General features: G+C 71.4%; 21 protein-coding genes. 20 read left to right on the top strand and 1 reads right to left on the bottom strand.

Annotated features, from left to right (window positions below; genetic code table 11):
- Positions 1–7: 7 nt before the first annotated feature.
- The 15 genes from ACGFYU_RS27930 (at position 8) to ACGFYU_RS27860 (ending at position 15,515) form a co-directional block, all read left to right on the top strand.
- Positions 8–949: a replication-relaxation family protein gene (locus tag ACGFYU_RS27930; RefSeq protein ID WP_393830059.1), complete on the top strand. Its 942-nt coding sequence runs from the start codon at positions 8–10 to the stop codon at positions 947–949.
- 1,058 nt (positions 950–2,007) lie between these two features.
- A complete protein-coding gene (locus tag ACGFYU_RS27925) occupies positions 2,008–2,721 on the top strand; it encodes a hypothetical protein (protein WP_393830058.1) in 714 nt (237 codons plus the stop codon).
- A 46-nt stretch (positions 2,722–2,767) separates the two neighbouring features.
- Entirely contained in the window at positions 2,768–3,190 is a 423-nt protein-coding gene (locus ACGFYU_RS27920; RefSeq protein WP_393830057.1) for a hypothetical protein, read from the top strand.
- Positions 3,191–3,800: 610 nt separating this feature from the next.
- On the top strand, positions 3,801–4,361 hold the full coding sequence (locus ACGFYU_RS27915; protein ID WP_393830056.1) for a hypothetical protein: 561 nt from the start codon (positions 3,801–3,803) through the stop codon (positions 4,359–4,361).
- A 401-nt stretch (positions 4,362–4,762) separates the two neighbouring features.
- Positions 4,763–5,245, top strand: coding sequence for an ATP/GTP-binding protein (locus tag ACGFYU_RS27910; protein ID WP_393830055.1), 483 nt, complete (start codon positions 4,763–4,765; stop codon positions 5,243–5,245).
- Between the two features lie 121 nt (positions 5,246–5,366).
- A complete protein-coding gene (locus ACGFYU_RS27905; protein WP_393830054.1) occupies positions 5,367–5,981 on the top strand; it encodes an SAF domain-containing protein in 615 nt (204 codons plus the stop codon).
- The gene (locus ACGFYU_RS27900; RefSeq protein ID WP_393830053.1) at positions 5,978–6,916 is read left to right on the top strand and encodes a hypothetical protein; all 939 of its coding nucleotides are present in this window, start codon (positions 5,978–5,980) and stop codon (positions 6,914–6,916) included. The genes ACGFYU_RS27905 and ACGFYU_RS27900 overlap by 4 nt, the downstream gene beginning before the upstream one ends.
- Positions 6,909–8,471, top strand: a complete 1,563-nt coding sequence (locus ACGFYU_RS27895) for a CpaF family protein (RefSeq protein ID WP_393830052.1) — start codon at positions 6,909–6,911, stop codon at positions 8,469–8,471. The genes ACGFYU_RS27900 and ACGFYU_RS27895 overlap by 8 nt, the downstream gene beginning before the upstream one ends.
- 142 nt (positions 8,472–8,613) lie before the next feature.
- A complete protein-coding gene (locus ACGFYU_RS27890) occupies positions 8,614–9,534 on the top strand; it encodes a type II secretion system F family protein (RefSeq protein WP_393830051.1) in 921 nt (306 codons plus the stop codon).
- Positions 9,531–10,421, top strand: a complete 891-nt coding sequence (locus tag ACGFYU_RS27885) for a type II secretion system F family protein (RefSeq protein ID WP_393830050.1) — start codon at positions 9,531–9,533, stop codon at positions 10,419–10,421. Before ACGFYU_RS27890 ends, ACGFYU_RS27885 begins: the two co-directional genes overlap by 4 nt.
- Positions 10,422–10,439: 18 nt before the next feature.
- Positions 10,440–10,625, top strand: a complete 186-nt coding sequence (locus ACGFYU_RS27880; RefSeq protein WP_052874527.1) for a hypothetical protein — start codon at positions 10,440–10,442, stop codon at positions 10,623–10,625.
- 27 nt (positions 10,626–10,652) lie between these two features.
- Positions 10,653–11,075 carry a TadE/TadG family type IV pilus assembly protein gene (locus ACGFYU_RS27875; RefSeq protein WP_393830049.1) on the top strand — a complete coding sequence of 141 codons (423 nt, stop codon included), beginning with the start codon at positions 10,653–10,655 and terminating at the stop codon, positions 11,073–11,075.
- A complete protein-coding gene (locus ACGFYU_RS27870) occupies positions 11,072–11,515 on the top strand; it encodes a TadE family protein (protein WP_393830048.1) in 444 nt (147 codons plus the stop codon). Before ACGFYU_RS27875 ends, ACGFYU_RS27870 begins: the two co-directional genes overlap by 4 nt.
- Positions 11,512–11,970 carry a pilus assembly protein TadG-related protein gene (locus ACGFYU_RS27865; protein WP_393830047.1) on the top strand — a complete coding sequence of 153 codons (459 nt, stop codon included), beginning with the start codon at positions 11,512–11,514 and terminating at the stop codon, positions 11,968–11,970. Before ACGFYU_RS27870 ends, ACGFYU_RS27865 begins: the two co-directional genes overlap by 4 nt.
- A gap of 8 nt (positions 11,971–11,978) precedes the next feature.
- On the top strand, positions 11,979–15,515 hold the full coding sequence (locus ACGFYU_RS27860) for a LysM peptidoglycan-binding domain-containing protein (protein ID WP_393830046.1): 3,537 nt from the start codon (positions 11,979–11,981) through the stop codon (positions 15,513–15,515).
- A gap of 128 nt (positions 15,516–15,643) precedes the next feature.
- Here the strand turns inward: ACGFYU_RS27860 and ACGFYU_RS27855 are convergent, their stop codons facing one another.
- Entirely contained in the window at positions 15,644–17,083 is a 1,440-nt protein-coding gene (locus tag ACGFYU_RS27855; RefSeq protein ID WP_393830045.1) for a Twin-arginine translocation pathway signal, read from the bottom strand.
- A gap of 331 nt (positions 17,084–17,414) precedes the next feature.
- Here ACGFYU_RS27855 and ACGFYU_RS27850 point away from each other — a divergent pair, with 331 nt between their 5' ends.
- Genes ACGFYU_RS27850 through ACGFYU_RS27830 form a run of 5 tightly spaced genes read left to right on the top strand, consistent with a single transcriptional unit; the run spans position 17,415 to position 23,422 of the window.
- Positions 17,415–18,587: a cytochrome P450 gene (locus ACGFYU_RS27850; RefSeq protein WP_393830044.1), complete on the top strand. Its 1,173-nt coding sequence runs from the start codon at positions 17,415–17,417 to the stop codon at positions 18,585–18,587.
- 56 nt (positions 18,588–18,643) lie between these two features.
- A complete protein-coding gene (locus ACGFYU_RS27845) occupies positions 18,644–20,041 on the top strand; it encodes a hypothetical protein (RefSeq protein WP_393830043.1) in 1,398 nt (465 codons plus the stop codon).
- A 15-nt stretch (positions 20,042–20,056) separates the two neighbouring features.
- On the top strand, positions 20,057–21,004 hold the full coding sequence (locus ACGFYU_RS27840) for an aspartyl/asparaginyl beta-hydroxylase domain-containing protein (protein ID WP_393830042.1): 948 nt from the start codon (positions 20,057–20,059) through the stop codon (positions 21,002–21,004).
- Positions 21,005–21,029: 25 nt separating this feature from the next.
- Positions 21,030–22,181 carry a glycine amidinotransferase gene (locus tag ACGFYU_RS27835; RefSeq protein ID WP_393830041.1) on the top strand — a complete coding sequence of 384 codons (1,152 nt, stop codon included), beginning with the start codon at positions 21,030–21,032 and terminating at the stop codon, positions 22,179–22,181.
- Positions 22,181–23,422, top strand: a complete 1,242-nt coding sequence (locus ACGFYU_RS27830; protein ID WP_393830152.1) for an ATP-grasp domain-containing protein — start codon at positions 22,181–22,183, stop codon at positions 23,420–23,422. The genes ACGFYU_RS27835 and ACGFYU_RS27830 overlap by 1 nt, the downstream gene beginning before the upstream one ends.
- The last annotated feature ends 17 nt before the right edge of the window (positions 23,423–23,439 follow it).

Below are 23,439 nucleotides of genomic sequence, written 5' to 3'. Positions count from 1 at the left end.
ATCACCCATGCCCTACCCGCAGTCCACCCCCACCGGGCTGGGCCAGGTCGCCCAGCAGGCCGCCCAGGTCCTCTACCAGCACCGGCTGGTCTCCACCCGCCAGCTCCACCGGCTCGTCACCCCGCACCACACCCGCACCGAGTACCTGCGCCGCCAGCTCCATACCCTCCGCCAGGCCGGCTTCGCCGAGGCCGTAGGCCGGCGCAGCACCGGCCAGACCGAACTGCTCTGGTGGCTGACCGAGAAGGGGGCCCAGGCCGTCGAAGCCGTCGGCCTGCTCCAGTCCCGCGCGTACCGGATGAACCCGGAGGCCGCTCTGGGCCCGCTCCAGGAGCACACCCTCGCGGTCGTCGAAGCGGGAGCGGCGTTCGTCGAGCACGCGCGCCGCCTCGGCCACGAGTGCGGCCCCCTGGACTGGTCGCCGGAGATCGCCCACTACTACCGCGACGAATCCCGGCCGGGGGAGGAGCTGTGCCTCGTCCCGGACGCCGTCCTCAGCTACGTCCACACCGCGGCCAAGCAGCGCACCCTGCTCACGTTCTTCGTGGAGGTCGACCGCACCCAGATGACGATCGCCCGCCTCGCGCAGAAGCTGCACGCGTACGCCGCCTACCACGAGTACGCGCCCCAGCCTCAGACTGCCAAGGGCAACCGCGGCCCCCGGCGCCAGGCCGCACTGCCGGCCTGGCGCTACCGATACCCGGCCTTTCCCCGGCTCCTGCTCGTACTGACGGGAGCCTCCGAGGACCGCCTCGGCCGCCGGATCGCCGATCTGCGCAGCCTCGCTGCCAGCGACCCGGCACTCGCCTCCACACCGCTCCGGGCTGGCGTCACCACCCTCGACCAGCTCCGCACCCGCGGCCCCTTCGAGACCGTCTTCACACCGGTCCTCGGAGGAGCTGAACCTGCTGATGCCTGGCTATCAGCGCCTCTTGCTCGCGTTGCCTGATCCTGGAGGAGTAGCCACGGACAAGACTGATGCAACGGGGTTCGCGCCATGTCAGGCGTACAGACCGTGGTGCGAGCGCTCCGTGGTTTGTGCAGCATGTCACCCGCTAGGTCATCGGTGGCTGAGGTCTTCGGGGGCAGCCCCCGAACCCCCGGCTCGGCATGTTCCCGCCCCGCCCCAGGGGGCGTGTCGGGCCCACGCGGAGCGGTGCGCATTCGGGCCGGTGCGAACGAGAACCAAGCATGTGGCCGATGAGCGTGTCGCTTTTATGGTGGCGTGGCTGAGGTGAGAGTTGGTGCAGGTGGCCACTGATCGCAGTCGTTGAAGACCGCGCCGCGGGGGCGCGCATTCGGTAGTGCAGGTTCGAACGGGGCAGCCACGGCGTCAGCGTGAGGGTTGCTCACCCCGGGGCACTGCTGAGGACGTGAGAACGTGCCGCATCGGGAACAGCCGCAACACAGCGCGACGTCGACGACTGACCGCTGTCGTGTGTTGCTGTCTCTTAATAAGAGAGCGAGCCTTCCACATCTCTCTGACCTGCATCTTCTCGTGGCCTGGCAGTCCTGGCGGACACACTTGAGGGTCAAATCTGTTAACGCCGCCATGACACTTCCCCCCAAAACTTAACGTGAGGGAAGACAGAAGCCTGGGTGAGGCCTACGGCGAATACGCAGGCCAGAGAGGCGCGCAAACCTCCGGACTACCCGGGAGAAGGATGCGCAGGGACGAGCCAGATCGGGCATGTGTGTTGCGGGGACTCGCGAAACTTAACTATGAGGCAAGTTCTGGGTCCGATCCGCTCCGGAACTTTCGCTGAGGGAAAGTCCTGATGCGGATCGCGCACGCTACCCGCGAAGCCCCTCGATGAAGACCCTCAAGACTTAACCTGGCGGAAAGTTCCGGACGGGGAGGGGCGCCGGAACTTGCCTAGAGGGAAAGTTCCGGCGCCCCTCCCCGGATGAACCCGGCAACTTGCATAGGCGACGCGCCGTCAAAACTTAAGCTGACGGAAACTTTTGGGATAGGCTCCCTCTGCCTGAACAGCAGAGGAGGGCTCAGTGACGCCTGAACCGCCGGCGCGAGCACAGCGCCGGCCCAACCAGACCCCACCCGCCGAGGGGCCCAAGAACGGCGACGATGTCCTCGACGACATCGTCAGCCTGCTGGCCGGCCACATCGGGCACACACAGAACGTCGCCCCTGCACCAACCAGGCGCAGGGCGACCCGTGGAGGGCCCAAGGTCCAGATCCACATCGACTACAGCGACACCGACCCTCGCAGCATCCACACCATGGCCGGCGAGATCGGCTACAGCATCACCTCCAACTGGTTTGCCCAGTGGATGGCCAAGCTGCTTGTGGCCGGAGTCCTCTCCCGATCCCGAGCCGCAGTCTTCCTGTTCGTCGCCGGCGGACAGAAGAAGGGCACCGGTATCGCCTCGTACACGCAGCAACAGATCACCGACGGCCTCAACGAGTTGATGGATGACATGCCCGGCGCGAAGAGGATCACGCGTCCGACCGTCAACAAGGCCGTCAAGACGCTCATCGAGTGGGGCTGGTTGGAGAGTGCCGGCTACGGCCGCATCCGCCTGAACGTCACACTCTGGTTCGCTGGCAACAGCGGCGAGCAGAAGAACGTCCTGGAGGAGATCGCTTCCGACCACGGGGATGAGCCCGAAGCCTTCCCCCACAGGGTCGGCCCGAAGTACCTGCCGGGCCAGCAGATGCTTGACTTTGAGGAATCGCCTGCCAGGGGAGCGGCAGGGTGACAGGCGCCTGTATATCTCGACGACGCGACCAAGGAGACCCCACCTGATGCCCAAGCCTGTGATGTCCCCACTCGTGACCGAACGGATCTGGGCGCTTCCGATCGGGGCGGCCGCGGTGAAGTTCCTGTCCTACCTCGTCTTCCGCAGTGAGACGGGTACGGGCAACCTTCCCTCGCAGCAGGCGATGTCGGCCGAGTACAAGGTCAGCCCGGCAGCCGTGAGCAAGCTTCTGGACCCCCTGTTCGAGCTGAACGTGGTGCTGCGTACGCCCAGTGAGCGCAGTCGACGCGCCAACAGCTACAGCCTGCATCCGCTCGCCGCCCGATACGAGAGCGCCGAGGCCATGGACGAGGCCTTCGCTCAGGCTCTGGAAAACATGCGCTCGGGCAAGCTCCTGCCCTTGAAGCTGCCCGAATACCAGACCGTCCCCCCCGCGCAGGGCACCCCCAAGCTCCGCAGCGTGGCCTAGCGGACAGAATGGAAGAAGGCCCCCACCTAGCGGTGGGGGCCTTCTTCTGCCTGAACAACAGATTGTCACCAGCATACGTGGATGGGCGCGACCCCGTACAGCGCGCACCGACCCGACACTGACGGGTATCGGTGCAACTGTCCCTACGGCTCGCGACGGGAGCGCGGGCACCTGCACTGCGGCCGACATCGCACTGCCACGTCCGGTCGGCCGCCGCTCCCCATCGCGACTGCGGTGCCCGCTGGGCTGTAAGCGTGGCGGTGGGCCCGTCTGACGGTGCGCGGGTCGGGGCCTCCCAAATGACCGACGGAGACATCTGAGGGTGGCGGAAGTTGCGTCGATTTCAAGCCCCAGGCGTCGATATTCAGCCATCGGTCCCGCGAATCGCGCTGGCCCTTTGGGTCCCTCTGATGCCCCAGAGGGAGTTTAGATTCATGACCCCTGCAATTGGGTGGACAAAATGTTCCATTTTGTCCTTGTGTGGTGGTGTGAGCGGGGTCGATGTACTTCGATCTCGCTTGGCGGCAACGTAACGTGTGAGGCATGCTGGGCCGATTGTGGAAGGCGTCAAGGATACGGACCTGAGTCGGCCCGGGAGGCAGCGATTCTGATGAAGCGATCTATCTACCGTGTTGTGGTCCTTACCAGCCTGGTGGCGGCAACTGCAGCCTGCACGAGCGCAGGTCAGGACAAGGATGCGAAGCCGAGCACCGCTCCGCCCTCGGTATCTGCCCCATCCAAACCCGCAGACGAGACCGAGAACGCTAAAAGGGATGCCTCCGCCGCCTACAAGTCGTACTGGAAAGAGATGGAGAAGCTCTACGGAGATCCGGCCGGAGAATCCAGTCTGAAGAACTTTGCGGCATCCTCTGCCCTCGACAATGCAGAAGCGGACGCCAAGCGAGCGCACTCGCAGGGCTACGTTTACGCAGGCTCGGTCGTCATCGTGAATTCGGCTGCTGTCGGTACGGAACTTGCCGGGCAGACGCCGAAGGTCACACTGACCAGCTGCATCGACATCTCGCAGTGGAGTGTTCTCGATGCGAAGACCAAGTCTCCGGCGGTCCTGCCTTCTGGCCGGCTGACGAAGTACGTCATCGCGAGCACGGTGGAGCGCTGGCCGGAAGGGTGGCGAGTCGTGCGCGACGAGCCGCAGGGGCAGCCGTGCTGAGACCACGGCTCCGGCCCGCTTCCCCGCTTGCCCTCCTGGCCTGTCTGCTGCTCGCCACGCCGGCCGCGGCCAACCCGCCCCCGCCCGGAACAGAAGTTGGCCCGTGTGGCCTCTTCGTCTGCGTCGGAGCAGGCACCCCTGGCCGGCCTCCCGGCGAGAGGCCCGGTGGCGGGGGAGGAGGCGGTGGGGGAGGAGGTGGCGGGGGAGGCAGTTCGGCGCCCCAGTGGGTTTGCACCTACGAACTTGCCGACCCGCAACCCCCGTCGGGAAGCGCGGACTGGGAAGGACACACCCCGGGCGATGGCGCCGTCTACAGGGAGAGCTGCACCTGGCTTCCCTCGGAGAACCCGCTCACCGTCATCCGGCGAGTCTGGTCCGCGGCACCTCCTACAGCTCCCGCAGTGGACCCTGCGGTTCTGGCGCAGCAGGCCGTCGACAGCATGCTCCTGCGTGGTCCCGACATCGGCATCACACCCCGACCAGGAGGCAAGGGCGTAGTCGGCATGCCCGTCTACATGTGGACGGCCACCGGTACGGAGACGTACGGCCCCAACACGGCATCGGCCTCCGTCGGAGGAATCACCGTCACCGCGACCGCCAGGGTGTCAAAAATCGTGTGGAACATGGGTGACGGGAAGACCGTCACCTGCACGACGCCCGGCACGCCCTACAAGCCCGAGTTCGGCAAGACGCCGTCCCCGGACTGCGGCCACCGCTACGACAAGCCGTCCTCCACCACCGGCTCCGGCACGTTCCACGTCACCGCGACGTCCACGTGGTCGATCGACTGGCAGGTCACAGGCGGCGCCCAGGGCGGCCAGCTGACCGAGATCCGCACCAGCGCCGTGGACATCAACGTCGCCGAGGTCCAGGTCCTCAACTAGTACGCGCACTGCTTGCACTTCCCCGAGAGGCAGTACCCGAATGGAATCCCCCGCCGCCGCCCCGCCGGTGCCGCGCCCCGCCGGACCACGTGCCGAGCTCCCCATCACCACCGCGGCCCCTGTGAAGAAGCAACGCCGGTACGCCGCGGCTGCCCTGAGCACCGTGCTGGCCGTCGCGGCCGCCCTCGGCGCGGCCGCCGCAGTGTCCTCCGTCGGTGACCGTACGAAAGTTCTGGCCATCGCGAACGACGTTCCGGCCGGTCAGCCGCTGACGGACGCGGACGTCATCGTCGCGGAGGTCTCGGCCGACGCGGCCCTGACGCCGATGCCTGCCACCGACCGCGCGAGCGTCGTGGGCAAGCGTCCTGCCGTCGACCTGCGCAAGGGCAGCCTGCTCGTCGCCGCCCAGCTCCAGCCCGGTACCGGCCTCGGCGACGACAAGCAGCAGGTGGGTGTGCAGGTCAAGCGTGGCCAGGCACCCGCCGGTTCGCTGGTTCCCGGCGACAAGGTCCTCGCGGTCACCGTCCCGGGCCAGGGTGAGCAGCCCACCGGCAAGGACGGCGCCGAGGCTCCGCCCACTTCCGTGAAGGCGGTCGTGGTCTCGGTCAGCCGACCCGACGCGTCCGGCGCCGTCGTCGTCAACTTGGCCGTCGCGTCCTCGGACGGGCCCCTGCTGGCCACCCGCGCCTCGTCCGGGCGCGTGGCCCTGGTCCGCGACGTGCGGAGCGGATCGTGACCGTCACCGCGCTGGTGAGCGCGAAGTCGTCCGGTGTGACCACCAGCGCCCTCGCCATGACTCTGTCCTCCATGCGTCCCTCGCTGCTGGCCGAGTGCGACCCGGCCGGCGGCACCCTGCGCGCAGGGTTCTTCCAGGCCCAGATCACGGCCGGGACCGGCCTCTACCACCTCGCCGTCGCCGAGCGCGCCGGCGAGGACGCCCTCGCGCGGGCCTTTGCCGACCACCTCGTCCGCCTCGACGCCTCCGGAAACCGCCAGGTCCTGCCCGGCCTGACCGATCCCGCACAGGCCCCCGCTCTCGAACGGAGCTGGCCCGCTCTGGCCCAGGTCATGCGGGTCCTGTCCGACGAAGGCGGCTACGACGTCGTCATCGATGCCGGCCGTCTGGCCCTGGAGTCCGGCCGCCTCCACTCCACCCTCACCCCCGCACCGCTCCTCCACGGTGCGGACCTGGTGCTGCTCGTCGTACGCGCCACCGACCAGTCCCTGGCTCTGGCCCGGCACATGACCGAACCGCTGCGCAACGAGCTCACCGACCGCGGCACCGGCGCCGACGCCCTGGGCGTTCTCCTCATCGAGGACGGCCCCCGCCGCGCCCACGAGGTCTCCGAGGCGCTGCGTCTGCCGGTGATGGCCGCGCTGCCCTGGGAGCCGGACACCGCCGCCTACCTCGCCGGCACCGGCAGTGCCCCGCGGAAGCTGAGCAAGTCCGCGCTCCTGGGCGCCGCGCGCACCGCGCTCGGGCACCTCCAGGCGGCCGCCTCCCGGCGAGCCCTGCACCGGCAGTACCCGCCGACCCCTGTGGCGCCGACCCCTCCAGCGCTGGCCGCGCAGCCGGCACCGGCTGCCCTCCCGGCACAGGCACAGGCCACTCCTCAGGTCGCCGGGGTTCTTCAGCGTCTTGGACAGGGACGGGTGGATCCCCGTGTCTGATACCCAGCAGCGCCCTGACGGCCCGACCGCGCACGGCCCCGCCGACATCGCCGGCCTGCTCACCGGCCGTATCGGCACGACCCGCATCCCCCAGCCCGCGACGGCACCAGTCCCAGCCCCCGCCCTGCCGGCTCCCGCTCGCCTGGCGGCGGCCGCCAGTCCGGGCGCGGTCCCGAAGCTGGCCGGGCTGCCCGGCCAACTACCGGTCGCCTGGGAGGTGATCGAGGCCCTCCAGGCCGAGGTGTCCGCCGAGCTGTCCGCGCACGACCCCAGCCGCCTGCTGGAGGAGGACGACAGGAGGGCCCAAGCCCGGTCCATGGTGACCACGGCTGTCGCCAAGTGGTCCACGAAGTACTCCCATGGCAACTCCGCGCTCTCGACGGCCGAGGAACACGCCATCGGAGCGGCGGTGTTCGACGCGATGTTCCGCGGTGGCCGCCTCCAGGGCCTGCTCGACGAGGAGGGCGTCGAGGACGTCATGGTCGACGGGCTCCGCGCGCACATCGAGTACTACGACCGTCCCCGCCGCAGCATCGAGCGCGTTGCCGACTCACATGCCGAGCTGATCACCTGGGTCAACCGGATGGCCGGCCTGTCCGGCCACGGAGAGCGCGCCCTGACCCAGGCCACGCCGAATGTCGGCTTCCGCATGCCCGATGGGTCCCGCGTCACCGCGAGCCTGCTCACCACCCGCCCGTCGGTGGTCATCCGAAAGCACCGCATCCGCCAGCACGGCATCGACGAGCTCGTCCAGTGGGGCTCGATCAACCCGCTGCTGCGGGCCTTCCTCCTGGCCTGCGTCCAGGCGAAGCTCAACATCCTGGTCGTCGGCGACATGGGCGCCGGCAAGACCTCACTGCTGCGCGCCCTCGGCCGGGAGATCCCGCCCGGCGAGCGGATCGCGACCCTGGAGTCCGACCGCGAGCTCTACCTGGACGAGCCCGGGCCGCCGGACAAGCCGGGCCCCCTCACGTTCGCTTTCGAGGCCCGCCAGTCCAACGGCGAAGTCCGCGCGGGCAGCGCCTCGGGCGAGGTCACCATCGGCGACATGTTCCCCACCGCCCTGCGCTACAACGTCAACCGGGTGATCGTCGGCGAGGTCCGCTCCGCCGAGGTTCTCCCCATGCTCCAGGCGATGTCCGCGGGCGGCTCCGGCTCGATGTGCACCCTGCACGTCCGCCGCCCGCACGCGATCATCTCCCGCCTCGTCCAGCTTTGCACCGAGGCCGGCATGCAAACGGAGGCCGCGAACCACCTGATCGCCTCCGCGATCGACGTGGTCGTCTACCTCACGTACCTCGACGAGACCGCCATCGGCGGTCGCAAGCACCGCTTCGTCTCCCACATCTACGAGGTCCACGACGTCGTCGGCGAAGGCGGCCGCCCCACCACCAGCGAACTCTTCGCCCCCCACGGCGACGAACCGCGCGCCGTGTACCGCAACATGCCGTCGTACATAGACCTCCTGGAGCGCACGGGCACCTTCGACCGCCGCTGGCTGACCCAGAACCCCGAAGGCGCCTGGGGCCCGCCCATGAAGGTGGTCAAGCGATGACCGACCTGCAGAACAGGAAGCCCTGTGACCCGCGAAATCGCCTACACCGGCGCCACCCTCATGGGAGTGGCCGTGGTCCTCGCCGGCCTGCTCGTTTGCTGGCTGCACAGCTGATGACCGGACCAGAGATCCGGGAGGTGCGGTGAACTCCTCGCAGCTCGCTCTCGTAGCCGCGCTGTGTGCCCTCGTCATGGTCCTCGCCGGCCTGATCGCCGTACGCGAGTGGCGCGGCCACGTCGTCGACCCGGCGAAGCCCGCATCCCGCCGCGCCAGCCGGATCCGCGCGGCCAAGGCGACCCTGCCCGATGCCTGGCAGCGCCGCTGGCGCGCCGTGGTCACCACCGCTGGCATCACCGTCCTCGCGGTGTGGGCGTGGACCGGGTGGCCCGTCCACGGCATCCTCGCCGGCGCCGCGGTCCTGGGCTTCCCCTTCCTCCTCAACCCCGGCACCGCCGCCGAGCAGCGCATCGAGCGCCTGGAAGCGATCGGGCAGTGGCTCAACGGGCTGGCCGGCATCCACACCGCGGGCATCAGCCTCGTGCAGACCATCCGCGCCAGCGCCCGCAACGCACCGGCACCCATCGCAGCCAACGTGCGGGCGCTGGATGAGCGGCTGCGCTCCGGCATGGACTCCAAGCAGGCCTTCGCCCTGTTCGCGGACGAGCTCGGCGACGGCGTCGTGGACCACGTCGCGCTGCTCTTCCAGTCGCACGCGGCGAATATGGGCCCCGGCCTGTCTACCGCGCTGGAGGCGCTCGCGGTGACGATCCACCAGCAGGCCGCCGACGCACGCGACATCGAGTCCGACCGCGCCAAGATCCGCAAATCCAGCAGGATCGTCTCGATCGTGATCTGCATCGTCTTCGTCGGCTGCATGCTCAACGAAGCCTGGTCCGCCTGGTACCAGTCCCCGGCCGGGCAGGTCGCCCTCGCGATCCTCGGCGGGCTCTTCGCCTGGACGCTGTCCTGGCTGCGCCGGGCCGCCGCCACCAAGCCCGACCCTCGCCTCCTCAATCCGCTGACCCCGGCCGAGCCGGCCGCCGCGATGGGAGCCGCCCGATGATCCCCATGGAAGCGGTCCTGCCCGCGGCGGCCGCCGGCGCCCTCACCGGGGTGGCCATCCGCGCCCTGTGGCCGGCCCGGCCCGATGTCGTCTCCGTCATGGACCGGCTCGACGCCGACCACATCGCCCGCCAGCCCCGCATCACCGCCACCAGCACCGGGTCTCTGCCCGAGAAGGTCGGCACCCGCCTCCTGTCGGCGTTCGGCGAGCGGATCACCCTCCCGGTCCGGGACCTCAACCTGCTGAGGATCAGCCCGGCCGAGCACCTCGGCAAGCGGTTCCTCTTCGCGCTGTACGGGCTGGTCCTGCCGCAGCTGGCCGGGGCGCTCCTGTCGATGCTGGGCGTGAGCCTGCCGTTCGTCATCCCGGCCGGTGCCGGCATCGGCCTGGCCGCCCTGTTCTGGCTGTGGCCCGGCCAGGAGGTCAAGAAGGAAGCCGCAGCTGCCCGGCTTGTCGTACGGCACGCCGCCGCCTCCTACCTCGACCGCGTCGCCCTGGCCCGCATCGCCAACTCCGGCGCCGCTCAGGCCCTGACCGACACCGCCGACGTCGGCGACGGCTGGATCTTCGAACGGATGCGGCAGGCCTTCTACGAGGCCGACCTCGCCGGCGTCACCGTCTGGGACGCCCTCAAGCAGCTCGGCGAGGAACTCGACATCCCCGAACTCACCCGGCCCGCCGACACCCTCGCCCTCGCGGGCGACGGCGCCGCCGTCTACACCACCCTCCAGGCCCAAGCCCGCCAGCTGCGCGTCGCGATCCTCGCCGACGCCAAAGCCCAAGCCAACGAGGCGTCGACCTCCATGGTGCTGCCGGTGACCTTCGCGGTCCTGCTGATGCTCGTCTTCGTCGTCCTGCCGCCCGTTGTCTCCATGTTCAACGGCTGAACCGCAAGGGAGAACACCATGCACATCCGCGCCCTGACCACCGTCCTCGCCGCCCGCTGGGAGCGCCTGAAGAACGCCGGCGACGCCGGACAGACCTCGGCCGAGCTCGCCGTCATCGCCGGCGTCGTCATCGCCATCGCCATCGCGGTCGTCGCAGCGATCAAGACGTTCACCGACGCCAAGATCCCGCTCATCAGCGGCTGAACCACCCACCAGGAGGAAGGAAGCGGCGTGAAAGACCAGGTCAGCAACCGGTGGCGGCGCCTACGCGCACGCCTGCGGGACCAGGGCGACCGTGGCTCGGGCAGCGTGGAGCTGGCCGTGCTCGCCGTCGTGGTGCTGTTCCTTGTCTTCGCCGCGATCCAGACTGGCATGTACTTCCACGCCCGCTCCGTCGCCCGCTCCGCAGCCACCCAGGGAGTGGAGGCCGGCCGCCAGCTCGGCGCCGGCCCCGGCGACGGCGTCGCCCAGGCCCAGGAACTCCTCGCGAAGTACGGCACCGTACGGGGCGCGAGCGTCTCCGCAGAGGGCAGCGGCGCGGAGCAGATCCGCATCACCGTCCGCGGCACCGTCGCCACCCTGGTCCCCGGATTCGAATTGGACGTCGTCCAGAGCGCTGAAGCTCCTGTGGAACGCTGGGTGGAGGCGCAGTGAGGCGGGCCCGGCGCATCAACTGGCGCGAGGACCGGGGAAGCTATTCGGTCGAGACGGTCATCCTCGCCCCGGCCATCATCGCCCTCATGCTGCTCATGATCGCCTTCGGGCGGGTCACCGATGCCTCCGGTGCCGTGGACGGCGCCGCCCGGGCGGCCGCCCGCGCCGCCTCCCTCGAACGGGAAGCCGGCGCAGCCCAGGCCGCAGGCTCGGCGGCGGCCACCCGCAGCCTCAACGGTGAAGGCATCCACTGCGCCTCCTCCAGCGTCTCGGTCGACACCTCCGGATACGGCCTCGACCTCGGCCAGGAGGCCACCGTCCGCGTCACAGTTGCCTGCACCGCACCTCTCGGCGAGATCGGACTTCCGGGGCTCCCGGGATCCCGTACGCTCCGGGCTTCGTGGACCAGCCCGATCGACTCCTATCGAGGCCGCCAGTGATCACCGCCCTCACCCGCCGCATCAGCGCCCTGCGGGACCGGATCCGCCACGGCGAAGACTGGGGATCGCTGTCGCCGTTCTACGCGCTGAGTGCCATCGGCATCATCATGATCATGGGGCTTCTGGTCGACGGCGGCGGCGCCCTCAACGCGACTAACCGCGCGACCGGCCTCGCGCAGGAGGCCGCACGCGCGGCCGGCCAGCAGCTCAATGTCCCGGCCGCCGTCCAGGGCACCGAGATCACGGTGGACCCGGACGCCGCCGTCGCCGCGGCCCAGGACTACCTGGCCACCCAGAACGTCTCGGGCTCCGTGACCGTCACCGATGGCGGCCAGCGTCTCGAAGTCACCGTCCACGACACCTACACCACGTTGTTCGCCCAGTTCGTGGGTAGGTCGACGATCAGCGTGTCCGGCACGGCACACGCCCGACTGCACACCCAAGCCGGAGGCTGAACCAGCCCATGAGTACCTTCGTACGCCTGCTCCGCGCCCTGCTCGGCCTCGCCGTCCTGGCCGCACTCATCGCCGGCATCCCCCTCGTCCTGCTGGCCGTTGGGTATCAGCCCACAGACTTCGTCGGCGGATGGGATCTGCTGACCCAGCAGGACGACGGCCGGCTGTTCTTCACGGTGCTCACGACCATCGGCTGGATCGGCTGGGCGCTGTTCACCCTCTCCGCCCTCGTCGAGATCGTCGCGCTGTTCCGAGGACGCCAGGCGAAGCGGATCAGGGGCCTCGGCGGGATGCAGTCCTTCGCCGGCCTCCTCATCGGCGGCCTCGTCCTGATCGCCCCCACCGCCGCCTCGGCCGCCACGACCGGGCCGGCCGTCGCGGCGACCGCCGTGCAGACTGCGGGCACCAGCAGCGCGGCGGCAGCCCAAACGGCGGCGGCGGAGCAGGACGCCTGGCCCACCCACACGGTCACCGGGGATTCCGAGCTCCCGTGGGACCTGGCGGAGCAGTACCTGGGCAGCGGACCGCGCTGGAAGGACATCGCCGCGCTCAACCCCTCCATCCCGCAACTCGCGGCCGGCGACCAGTTCCTGCCCAAGGGCACAGTGATCCGGCTTCCCGCCGACGCCAACATCGCCAAGCCGGCCGCCCCCACGGACACAAAGCCCGCTGCGGCCCAGGCCGAGCCCGAGACGGCCGCGCCCGCGCAGACCGCCCCCACGGACACAAAGCCCGCTGCGGCCCAGGCCGAGCATGTCGTCAAGTCTGGTGAAAACCTGTGGGGCATCGCTGATGAGCACGGCGACCCTGAGGACTGGCCGAAGATCTTCGAGGCCAACCGGGGCAAGCCGCTGCCCGGCGGCGGGACGTTCGACAACCCCGACCTGATCGTCCCCGGCCAGGAACTCACCCTCCCCACGGCAACCGCCCCGGCCCCCGCTCCCGACAGCCGGCCCGCCCCGGATACCAAGACGCCCCCGAAGCCGGAGACGGCGAAGGACACCCCCACGCCGGCGGCACCAGCCCCCACGCCCTCGATGCCCTCCACGCCTGCGCCCGCCGCCTCCACCCCCAGCACCGCGCCCACCACAGCCGTTCCCACGCCCGCGCAGGACGGCCAGAAGGCGGACACCGCCCAGCAGCTCCAGGACGCCGACGAAGCCCTGGCCCCCGCTGCCGTCTGGATGGGCGCCGGCGCCCTGGCCGCCGCCCTCATCGGCACACTCGCCACCCGCCGCATCCTCCAGCAGCGCCGCCGCCGACCCGGCCGCCGTATCCCCATGCCCACCGGCAGCGCCGCCGCCACCGAACAGGGCCTGCGCGCAGCCCAGCACCCCACCGGATTCGACCTCCTCGACGCCGCCCTGCGCACCCTCGCCCTCAACCTCACCGCGGCGGAGCGTGAACTGCCGGTGGTCACCGCCGTCGTACTGCACGAGCAGAAGGTCGAACTCCACCTCGACCAGGACACCCCGCCGATGAAGCCCTTCGCGGGCGCCGCCGGCCGCACCGACCTGTGGACCTGCCCGGCCTCCAGCTCAGACCTCGCCGACCACGACGACCTCCAGGGCGCCGACGCGCCCTACCCGGCCCTGGTCTCCCTGGGCTGGGACGGCGCCGGCCGCCTGGTCCTCGTCGACCTGGAGTACGTCGGCGTCCTCCACCTCGACGGCGACGTCGACCACGCCCGCCACGTCCTGCAAGCCATCGCGGTCGAGCTCGCCAGCACGCCCCTGCCCGGCCACCTGGAGATCACCGCGCTCGCCGACACCGCCCCAGGCCTCGACGACGCAGCCCCCGAGCGCGTCGCCCGCACCGAGGCCCTCGCCGACGCGGTCGCCGAACTGACCAGCCACACCGCCGACCAACGCCGAGCCCTGGCCGCACTCGGCGCACCCACCCTCCGAGCAGCCCGCCTCAACGAAGACGCCGGCGGCTCCTGGACGCCTCATATCCTCCTCGCCGCCGAGCTCCCCGAAGGGGCCCAGACCGAGGCACTGCTCGACCTGATCACGGCCCAGCCGCGGGTCGCCGGCGCGGTCGTCACGGCCAGCGAGACCGCCGACCGGGCCCCGGAGGAGGGCTGGACCCTGCACTGCGCGGGACCGGACGAGACCATCGTCCTGCCCGACTCCGGCCTGCCCATCAAGCTCCAGGGCCTGACCGACCAGCACTTCGCCGACGCGATCGAGCTGCTCACGCTGTCCGCCGCCGACACCGACGTACCCGCTCGCGACGAGTGGCTTGATGGCCTCCTCGACGCCGAAGAGCAGGCGGAAGAGGACCAGGCTGAGCAAGACCGGGAGGACGGGAGCGAGGACGACCCGTCGGTCGACGCTGAGGAGATCGGCGACGGCGAAGCCACGCAGCCGGAGGCCGGTGCCGACGAGGACGGGATGCCGGACGAGTACGCCGACATCGAGCGGGAGGAGCTGGAGACCGCGCACCAGGCCGAGGCCGACACTCCCACCGACGAGACGGGCCAGGGGGCCGTACAGCCCGCAGCCCCCACGAGCGTGGTCTCCGACGGCCAAGCAGAGCACGGCACCACCGGTCCGACCCTCGCTGACCTCTTCGACCCGCCCGCCGATTTCGTTCCGGCCCCGGCAGCTGCTGCGCTTGAACCGGCACCTGAAGCCGCCCCCGTTCTGACCAAGCAAGACGCCGCCCAGGCAGAGGCCCCGGAGGCCGAGAAAGCGACCCCTACTCCGGCCCCTGCCCGGGTCCCAGCGCCCGCCCCCACTCGCTGCGTGGACGATGCCGACGACACCGAGGCAACGCACGGCAGCGCGCCAACGGTTCTCCTGCTCGGGCGAGTGCTCGTCGAGGGAGCCGCGGGCCGGATCGACTCCAACCGTCTGAACGCGGCTGTCGAGCTCGTCTCCTATCTCGCACTCAACCCCGGCGCCGACCACCACGCCATCGACGACGCTCTCTGGCCGGGTCGCCTGGTCAACAAGGAGATGCGCAACAGCGTCATCAGCCGCACCCGCTCCTGGCTCGGCAAGAACGCCGACGGCGAGGCGTACTTCCCCAGGGTCCAGCACACCGGTGACAGCCGCTACCGCCTCGCCCAAGCCGTCACCTGCGACTGGAAGACCTTCCAGAACTTTGCCCGCACCGGCCTCGCCCGCCACGACGAAGACGGCGAGCTCGCCCTGCGCCGGGCCCTGGCTCTCGTTCGCGGCCGCCCCTTCGCCGCGATCGACCCCCAGCGCTACGCCTGGGCCGAGCCGGCCATCCAGGAGATGGTCTCGGCCATCGCCGACGTCGCCTACGAGTTGTCCACCCGCCGCCGGGAAGCCGCCGACTACGCCGGCGCACTCTGGGCCGCGCACCAGGGCATCCTCGCCGCCGAGGAGAACGAACTCCTGCACCGGCAGGTCTTCCTGGCCCACCACGCCGCCGGAGACGTGGATGCCCTCCGCGAAGCCGCCGCCCGGCTGGCTCGCATCAACGAAGGCCTCGGCGGGGGAGTGGACATGGAGGCCGAGACCGCGCAGCTGCTGAGCACCCTGCTGCCGAAGCCGGTCATCCGCCGCTGACAGCCGGTCGCACGTCGCTCCACATGAGAGGCCCGGATTCCCCCGCAGCGGGGGAATCCGGGCCTTGGCCGTTCTGGGCCCTGATCAGTCCGCAACGCCGTATGCGGAAGAGCAGGGCGCGGCTGGTGTCAGGTGCTGGCGTTGCCGTGGTTGTCGATCAGGGGGACGAGTACGCGGACACGTTCGTGCAGGTCACCGACTCCCGTGGCAGATACCCCGGTCAGGACCTGGTCGAGGCGGGCGAGGCGGGCGCGGGATGTCGAGCGGAGCCGGGCGGCGGGGACCCGGGCCAAGACGTCCAGGGCCCGCTGCGCAGCATCCGTGGGCTGGGTGGGCGCCTCCGCCTGGGCGAGCACCAGGGTGGCCGCGGCCCAGCCGGGGGTGGCCACGGCGGTTGACCCGATGGACGTTTCGGCAGCAGTGCGCGCGCGGTTGTGGTGGCCGAGGGCGATGGCTGACTCCGCCTGGTGCAGGGTGTACTCGGCGACGTCGAACCCGAACCGGCCCGGAGCGAACCCCACGGCGTCGGCTTCGAGTTCACGCGCGGCCGCGGCGAGCGCCGTGCCAGCCTCCTGCTCCCGTCCGAGGCCCGCCAGGGAGGTCAGCTGCGCCCAGGCGTGCGCCTGGGCCTTCGGCAGACCGGCGGGGGCCTGGGCAACGGCGCGCTCCGCGTAGGAGAGGGCCGTCTCGTAGCGGTTCTCGTAGCGGGCGACCATGCTCTGCGCGCCCAGGGCCCAGGCGGTCAGCCGTGCGTCGTCGGTGCGGGTGCCGTAGGCGGTGGCGGTGGCGAGGTGGGCGCGGGCGCCGGTGTGGTCGTCGAGGTGGAAGGCCAGGTTGCCCATGAGGGCGGATAGCCAGCCGACGTTGCGGTGCAGTCCGTCAGCGACCTGCTCGTGGACGTGGCCGGTGACAAGGCAGTCGGTGAGCAGGCCCCGGGCGGCCCGTACTTCCTCGAACAGCAGGTAGGCGGGGTGCTTGGGGTAGGTGAGGGCGTAGTGCTCGACGGCCGCCTCCGCCAGCTCGGCGACCTCAGCGCTGCCGTGAGGATCGGCGAGAAGGGCGAGCTGGAGGGATTCACGGACGGCCGGAAGGCCGGCGGCTGTGGTCATGTGCACCACCATTTCCCGTGCGCCAGCGCTGCACGTGTCGGTCTCGGGCCGACCGTACCGGATCACGCTGGACAACTCGCGTTCCGGAAAGACTTGTTCGGCGAAGTCCAGGCCCAGCTGGGCGGGGGTGGCTCCGTAGGCGCGGCACAGCATGACGGTGTACTCGCGGTCGGGGCGTTCGCCGGGGTCGTGTTCCCACCGGCACAGCATCGGGTCGGACAGGCTGCGCGGTAACAGGCCGTCCGCGACGTACTGGGCCTTGACCTGGGTGATGGTCACGGAACGGGACCAGCCCAGGGCGAGCCTCCAGGCCTCCAGCTGCTGCACCTCAGGCAGGGCGCGGCGGATCTCGGCTGCGGTCTGTTCGGTGTCGAGGCGTTCGCGCTGGCAGCGAATCCGGATGTCGGCTGCCTCTTTGACGATGGTGGCGCGTCGTGTGCGGGTGATGGCGGCGGCCATGGGCACCCCCGGCGGGAGCGGGATATCGGAACCAGCAACGGTAGCCCACCCCTGTGACAGGGCGACACCACTCGGTCACGGCCGGCCCCCGAATTGAGGGTGCCCCTCAATGTCGCGGCGCTCGGGTGGCAATGACGGCGGGTCAGGTGCGGGCGGACTCTGGTGAGGCGAGCCCGACCGGGCCGCGGATCCCGAGGACGAAGGGGGGTGACCCCGTCATGTCCTACGACCACTGATCACCTGCTGTGTCCCCCGTGGCGGGGGCCCGGGTCCGGCCTTGATGCCGGGCCCGGGCCCCTGTGCCGCCCGCCCGCGACCACCTGGAGGCGCCGTGCTGCCGGTGCTGACCTACGAACCCCTCGACCCCGCCACCGTCAACAACCCCTACCCGGTCCTGGCCGCCCTGCGCGAGCAGGCCCCCGTGTCCTGGCACGACGGGATGTCCTCCTGGCTGGTCACCCGCTACGCCGACTGCACGGCCGTCTTGCGCGACCACGACACCTTCGCCCGCGACCGGCGCCGCACCGGCCAGCAGCTGCCGGCGGCGAGCCTGAGCGTGCAGTCCCTGGACCCGCCCGACCAGGCCGGCGTCCGCTCCCTCTTCATGAACGCCCTGCGCGTCCAGGACCTGCCCGCCCTGGAGGCCCGCGCCCGCGACCGGGCCGCTGGGCTGCTGCGCGAGGCGGCCGAGCGCCCGTCGTTCGAGGTGATGGCCGAGCTCGCCGCCCCGCTCTCCCTGGCGGTGGTCTGTGACCTGCTCGGCGTGGACGAGCCGCCGCTCGACGAGTTCGCCGCCGCCTCCGACGCGATCATGCGCAGCATGGACGGCGGTCTCGACCCCGCCCTGGTCGAGCCCGGCCGCCAGGCGCGCGAGGAGCTGACCACCCTCGTCGACTCCTGGTTCACCGAGACCGGCCGTCCGAGCGGTCTCCTGGCTCACGTCCGCGCCCACACACCCGCCGGAGCCGGCCAGGCCGAGGAGCTGTTCGTCCGCAACACGGCGCGGGTGATGTTCCAGGGCGGCTACAGCACGATGGCCGCCGCCCTCGGCAACGCCCTACACACCCTGACCGCCCACCCCGAGGCACAGGAGCAACTGCGCGCGAACCCGCGGCTGGTGCCGAAGGCGGCCGAGGAACTGGTCCGCTTCGACGGGCCCGTCCAGGGCACCAGCCGCACCGCCACCCTCAAGACCTCGATCGCCGGCATCCCGATTCCGGCCGGGGACCCGGTGGTGCTGCTCTTCGCCGCCGCCAACCGCGACCCCGACCGCTTCCCCGACCCCGACCAGCTGCTCCTGGACCGCCGCGACAACCGGCACCTCGGCTACGGCTGGGGCACCCACTCCTGCATCGGCACCCGTGCCGCCCAGGCCTGCGTACGTGCCGTGCTCGACGCCCTACGTACCCACCGCACCCCGCTGCGCCTGACCGGACGGGCCCGTCGGCAGCCGTCGGCCACGATGCGCACCTTCGCCGCTCTCCCCGCCACCCTCCAGCCCTGAACCCGCCGCCCCTGCCCCTGCCGCCGCCCCCTGCTTCTCACTGCTCGGAGATCACCTTGCGCATCCTGATCGGCAACCACATCGACCCCGCGATCCGCGCCCGTACGGACATGCGGGCCTGGACCCAGCGCCTGGCCTGGTTCGCCCGCCCCGGCGACGTCCTGATCCTGTGCACCGAACCCGACCGCGCGTTCCTCGACTACGCCCTCACCCTCACCGGCACCGGCCCCGGGGAGGTCACCGTCCTGACCACCCCGCCCGGCCGCCACGGCGGGATGGTCCTGGATCCCGAATCCCTCACCGACCCCGCCTTCCTCGACCAGGTCCGCGCCGCCCTGCGCCCGGCCGGTGGCCCGCAGGCAGTCGGGGAGATCCACGCTCTGTGGCCCTCGGCCTCCGTCGCCCGCTTCGCCACCACTCTGGGCCTGGCCGACCGGATGCCCGGCGCGGCGTACTTCGCGCAGGGCGGCGCCGAGATCGGGAACAACAAGGCCAACTTCCGGGCCATCGCCGCGGCGGCCGGCGTCCCCACCGTTCCCGGAGAGGTCTGCCGCTCCCGTACGGAGGCGGTCGCCGCCACCTGTCGGCTTCTCGACCAGGCGGAGGCGGTGGTGGTCCAGCAGGCCCACAACGGCGCCGGTGTCGGCAACCAGATCCTCCTGGCCCCCGACAGCCGGCTGGCCACCGACCACGTCGGCGCCCGGCACCTGCACCACCTCGCCCCCGGCCCGGCCGGGGTGGCGGCGTACTGGCAGGAGCGCTGGGACTGGGCGTCGGCCGACGGCCGCCACCCCGTGGTCGTTGCCGCATTCGCGCCGAACGCGGAGGCGATCTACTCCGAGCACTACGCGGACGACTCCGGGACCTGCCCGACCGAGCAGGGCCGCCTGCACTACGTCGGCCGCCGCCTGTCCCACCAGACCGTCCCGCTCCAGGACCTGGCCCCGCTGCTGCACGCCCGCCTGGTCGACGGCGGCACCCGCCTCGCCGAGGCCTACCGCGGGCTCGGCTACCGCGGCCACCTCTCCGCCGACGCCATCACCACCCCCGACGGCCGCATCTACTTCACCGAGGTCAACGCCCAGGTATCCGGGAGCCTGCACATCTACCAGGTCATCGCGCACCGGATCGTCGACACCTCCGCCCGCCCGGCCCGCGCGGTCGTCGAGTACCACGTCCCCCCGACCTGGCACGTCCCCGACGGCACCGCCTTCCACCAGACCCTGGCCGACCTCGACCTGGCCTGGAACCCCGCCACCCGCACCGGGGTGATCGTCTCGATGCCCATCGCCCCGAGCCCGGACGGCGCGCAGTTCGTCTTCTGCCTCGCCTACGACCCCGCCACCGGCCACGAGGAACTGTTCGCCCGCCTCGGCGCCCGCTTCGCCACCCGTCCGCAGGACGCCTTCGACCCCGCCCAGCACGTCGGCCTCGTCACCGCCTTCTCCTCCTGAACGGAGCCCGCCCCGATGACCACCACACCCCTGCCGCCTGCCGCCGCCCGCCTGAACCAGACCCTGGACGCCGAACGGCTGGCCGCCGACCTCACCCAGGTCACCAACCACACCTGGGACCTCCAGCAGGGCCGCGCCCCGGGCGGACTCCTCGGCGCCGTCACGGACATCGACTGGCGGGTCCTGCCGCTGATCGCCCCGAACGGCGACCCCGCCCGCACCGACCCCGGCGGCCCGGGCCCCGACACCTACGCCCCCACCGGGTGGCTGGACCGCATGCCCTACCTCGCCCAGGTCCTCGCCGGCATCCCGGCCCCGCTGAACGCGGCCCGCCTCATGGCCCTCGGCCCGAACGCGGTCGGCGAGCGGCACTGCGACCCCAAGTACAGCCTGGCCCGCGGCTGCGCCCGCCTCCACATCCCCCTGACCACGAACCCCGACGCGTTCCTCTACCTCGACGGCACCGAGCACACCTGGCAGCCCGGAGAGTTCTGGTACGGGGACTTCTCCCGCGAGCACGCCGTCCGCAACCTCGGAACCACCACCCGCGTCCACGCCGTCATCGACGTCCTGTTCACCAGCGAGCTCGCCGCGCTGTTCCCGCCGGCCTGGCAGGAGCAGCTGGCCGACGCCGACGCCCTGATCAACCACCCCACCCCGCTGGACCGGACCGCCCCCGCCGGTCTGCCCCGCAACCTTCACCTGCCGGCCGGGTTCACCGACTTCAGCCTCGACCGCCCCCTAGACGGCGACCTGGTGCCCGCCGAGCTCGGCCACGCAGACGGCCTCCTCAGGCTCACCACCCCTGAGCGGACCTTCGCGCTGCTGCCCGCCGGGCCGGGGGAGTGGCGGTTCAACGCCTGGAGCGAGGCCCGCACCCTCGCACCCACCCCGGACGGCGGGACCATCCTGCACGCCCGCCACGGCCGCGCCCACACGTGCCGCACGCTCACCGCCGCCTGACCTGCGAGACGAAGGAACCTCACCCATGCCCCTGCACAGCCACGACGACTTCACCCGCCTGCGCGAGATCATCGTCGGCTCCGCCGTCAACTACACCGGCCACGACCGCGACGTCAGCTTCGAGCTGTTCCACCACGAGAACCTCACCGGCTTCCGTTCCGACTGGGCCTACCCCCGCCTCGTCTCCACCGCCGATGCCGACGTCCGGCCGGAGCAGTGGGCCATCAACCGCCGCTACGCCGCCGAGCTCGCCGAGGACGTCGACGACCTCGCCCAGGTCCTGGCCGACCTCGGCATCACCGTCCACCGGCCGATCCCCCTGCCGGCCGACCCGGCCCCGATCGCCGGCCTGGGCTGGAGCGCCCCGCCGGTCCCCGCCCTGAACATCCGCGACAACACCCTGATCCTCGGCGACGAGATCATCGAGACCCCGCCCGCGATCCGCGCCCGCTACCTGGAGACCCGTCTCCTCGCGGGCGTGTTCACCGGCTACTGGCAGGCCGGCGCGCGCTGGACCACGATGCCGCGGCCCACCCTCACCGACGCCAGCTTCGACCTCTCCTACGCCCGCGACGCCACCACCACCCTCGGCGGCCCCACCGAACCCATCAACGACCCGCAGCCCAGCCCGTACGACATCGGCTACGAGATGATGCTCGACGGCGCCCAGGTCCTGCGCCTCGGCCGCGACCTGGTCGTCAACATCGCCCAGGCGAACCACGCCCGCGGCGTCGACTGGCTGGAGCGCCACCTGGCCGGTCGTTACCGCATCCACCGCGTGTACCGCATGGCCGACAACCACATCGACTCCATGCTCCTGGCCCTGCGCCCCGGGGTGTTCCTCGCCCGGCACGACGCCATCCGGGAGATGCTCCCCGAACCGCTGCAGAGCTGGAAGTTCATCGTCCCGCCCCAGCCGGACACCGGCGCCTTCCCCGCGTACGGCGACGCCGACCTCGTCCTGACCAGCCCCTACATCGACCTCAACGTCCTGTCCGTCGACGAGGACACCATCCTGGTCAACCAGGACTGCACCGGTCTGATCAAGACCCTCGAAGCCGAGCACTTCACCGTCGTCCCCGTACGACACCGCCACAGGAGGCTGTTCGGCGGCGGATTCCACTGCTTCACCCTCGACACCCGCCGAGACGGTGCCTGCGAGGACTACCTCAAGTGATGCGTCCCGTCCTGCTCCTGGAGGCGGCCGGCCCCGAGTCCGGGCACCTGGCCCGCACCGCGGCCGCCTCCGGCCACCCCGTCCACGCCGTCACCACCACCGAGGACCTCACCGGCTACAGCCCGGCCCTGCGCGGCCTGCTGGCCGGCACCCTCACCACCGACCTGGCCAACCCTCAGCATGCCCTCGCCGACACCGTCGCCTACGCCCGCCGCATCAACGCCGCCGCCGTCCTGACCACGAACGAGTACCTCACCCCGCTGGCCGCCCACACCTGCGCCCTGCTGGACCTGCCCGGCAACGACCCCACCGCCGCGCACGCGGCCCGCGACAAGGCCGCCATGGCCACCGTCTTCACCGCCGCCGGCGTCACCGCGCCCCGCACCCACACCCTCGCCACCCCGGCCGCCCTGCGGACCCGCTTCCTGCGGCCCGGCATGCGGCTCCCCGTCGTCGTCAAGCCGGCCGACGCCGCCGGCTCCCAGGGCGTTACCGTCCTGGCCCGCCTCTTGGACGCGGACACCGCCTGGCAGCACGCCCACACCGCGCCGGGCATGTACGCAGGGCGGGCGGGCCGGACGGTGCTGCTCCAGCAGTACATCCCAGGGCGCGAGTACAGCGTCGAGTCGTTCACGCAGCACGGACGGACCGCTCATCTGGCCATCACCGCCAAGACCACCACCCGCGGCGCCCACCGGGCCGAACTCGCCCACACCCTGCCGGCCCAGCTCCCGCCCGCGGTGGAACAGGCCATCCACCAGGAGACGGCGAAGGCTGTGCGCGCAGTCGGCATCCGCAACGGCGCGTCCCACACCGAGGTCATCGTCACCCCCACCGGCCGCCCGTACGTCATCGAGACCGCGGCCCGCATCGGCGCCGGCCACATCGGCGAACTCCTCCACCACGCCCTCGGCATCAACCCCTGGACCGCCCTCCTGGACATCGCCCTCGGCCGCCCCGCCCGCCTCACCCCCGGCCGCCGCCACCACGCCACCGTCCGCTTCCTCACCAGCCCGACCGCCGGCCGCCTCACCTCCGTCACCGGCCTGCCCCGACCCAGCCCGGACACCCCCCTCGTCCGGCTCCGCGCCCGCCCCGGCGACCCGGTCGGCCCCGCCCACACCAACGCCGGACGGCTCGGCAGCCTCATCATCGTCAGCCCCGACGCCCGCACCACGGCGGCCCGCGCCGCCCAACTCCTCGACGACATCCGCATCGAGGTCGAACCTCATCCCGCCTGAGCACACCGAAGGGGCGC

Origin of the sequence: Streptomyces sp. NPDC048337, assembly GCF_043201175.1 — a bacterium.
Classification (GTDB): domain Bacteria; phylum Actinomycetota; class Actinomycetes; order Streptomycetales; family Streptomycetaceae; genus Streptomyces.
This window is presented reverse-complemented; position numbering and strand designations above follow the sequence as displayed.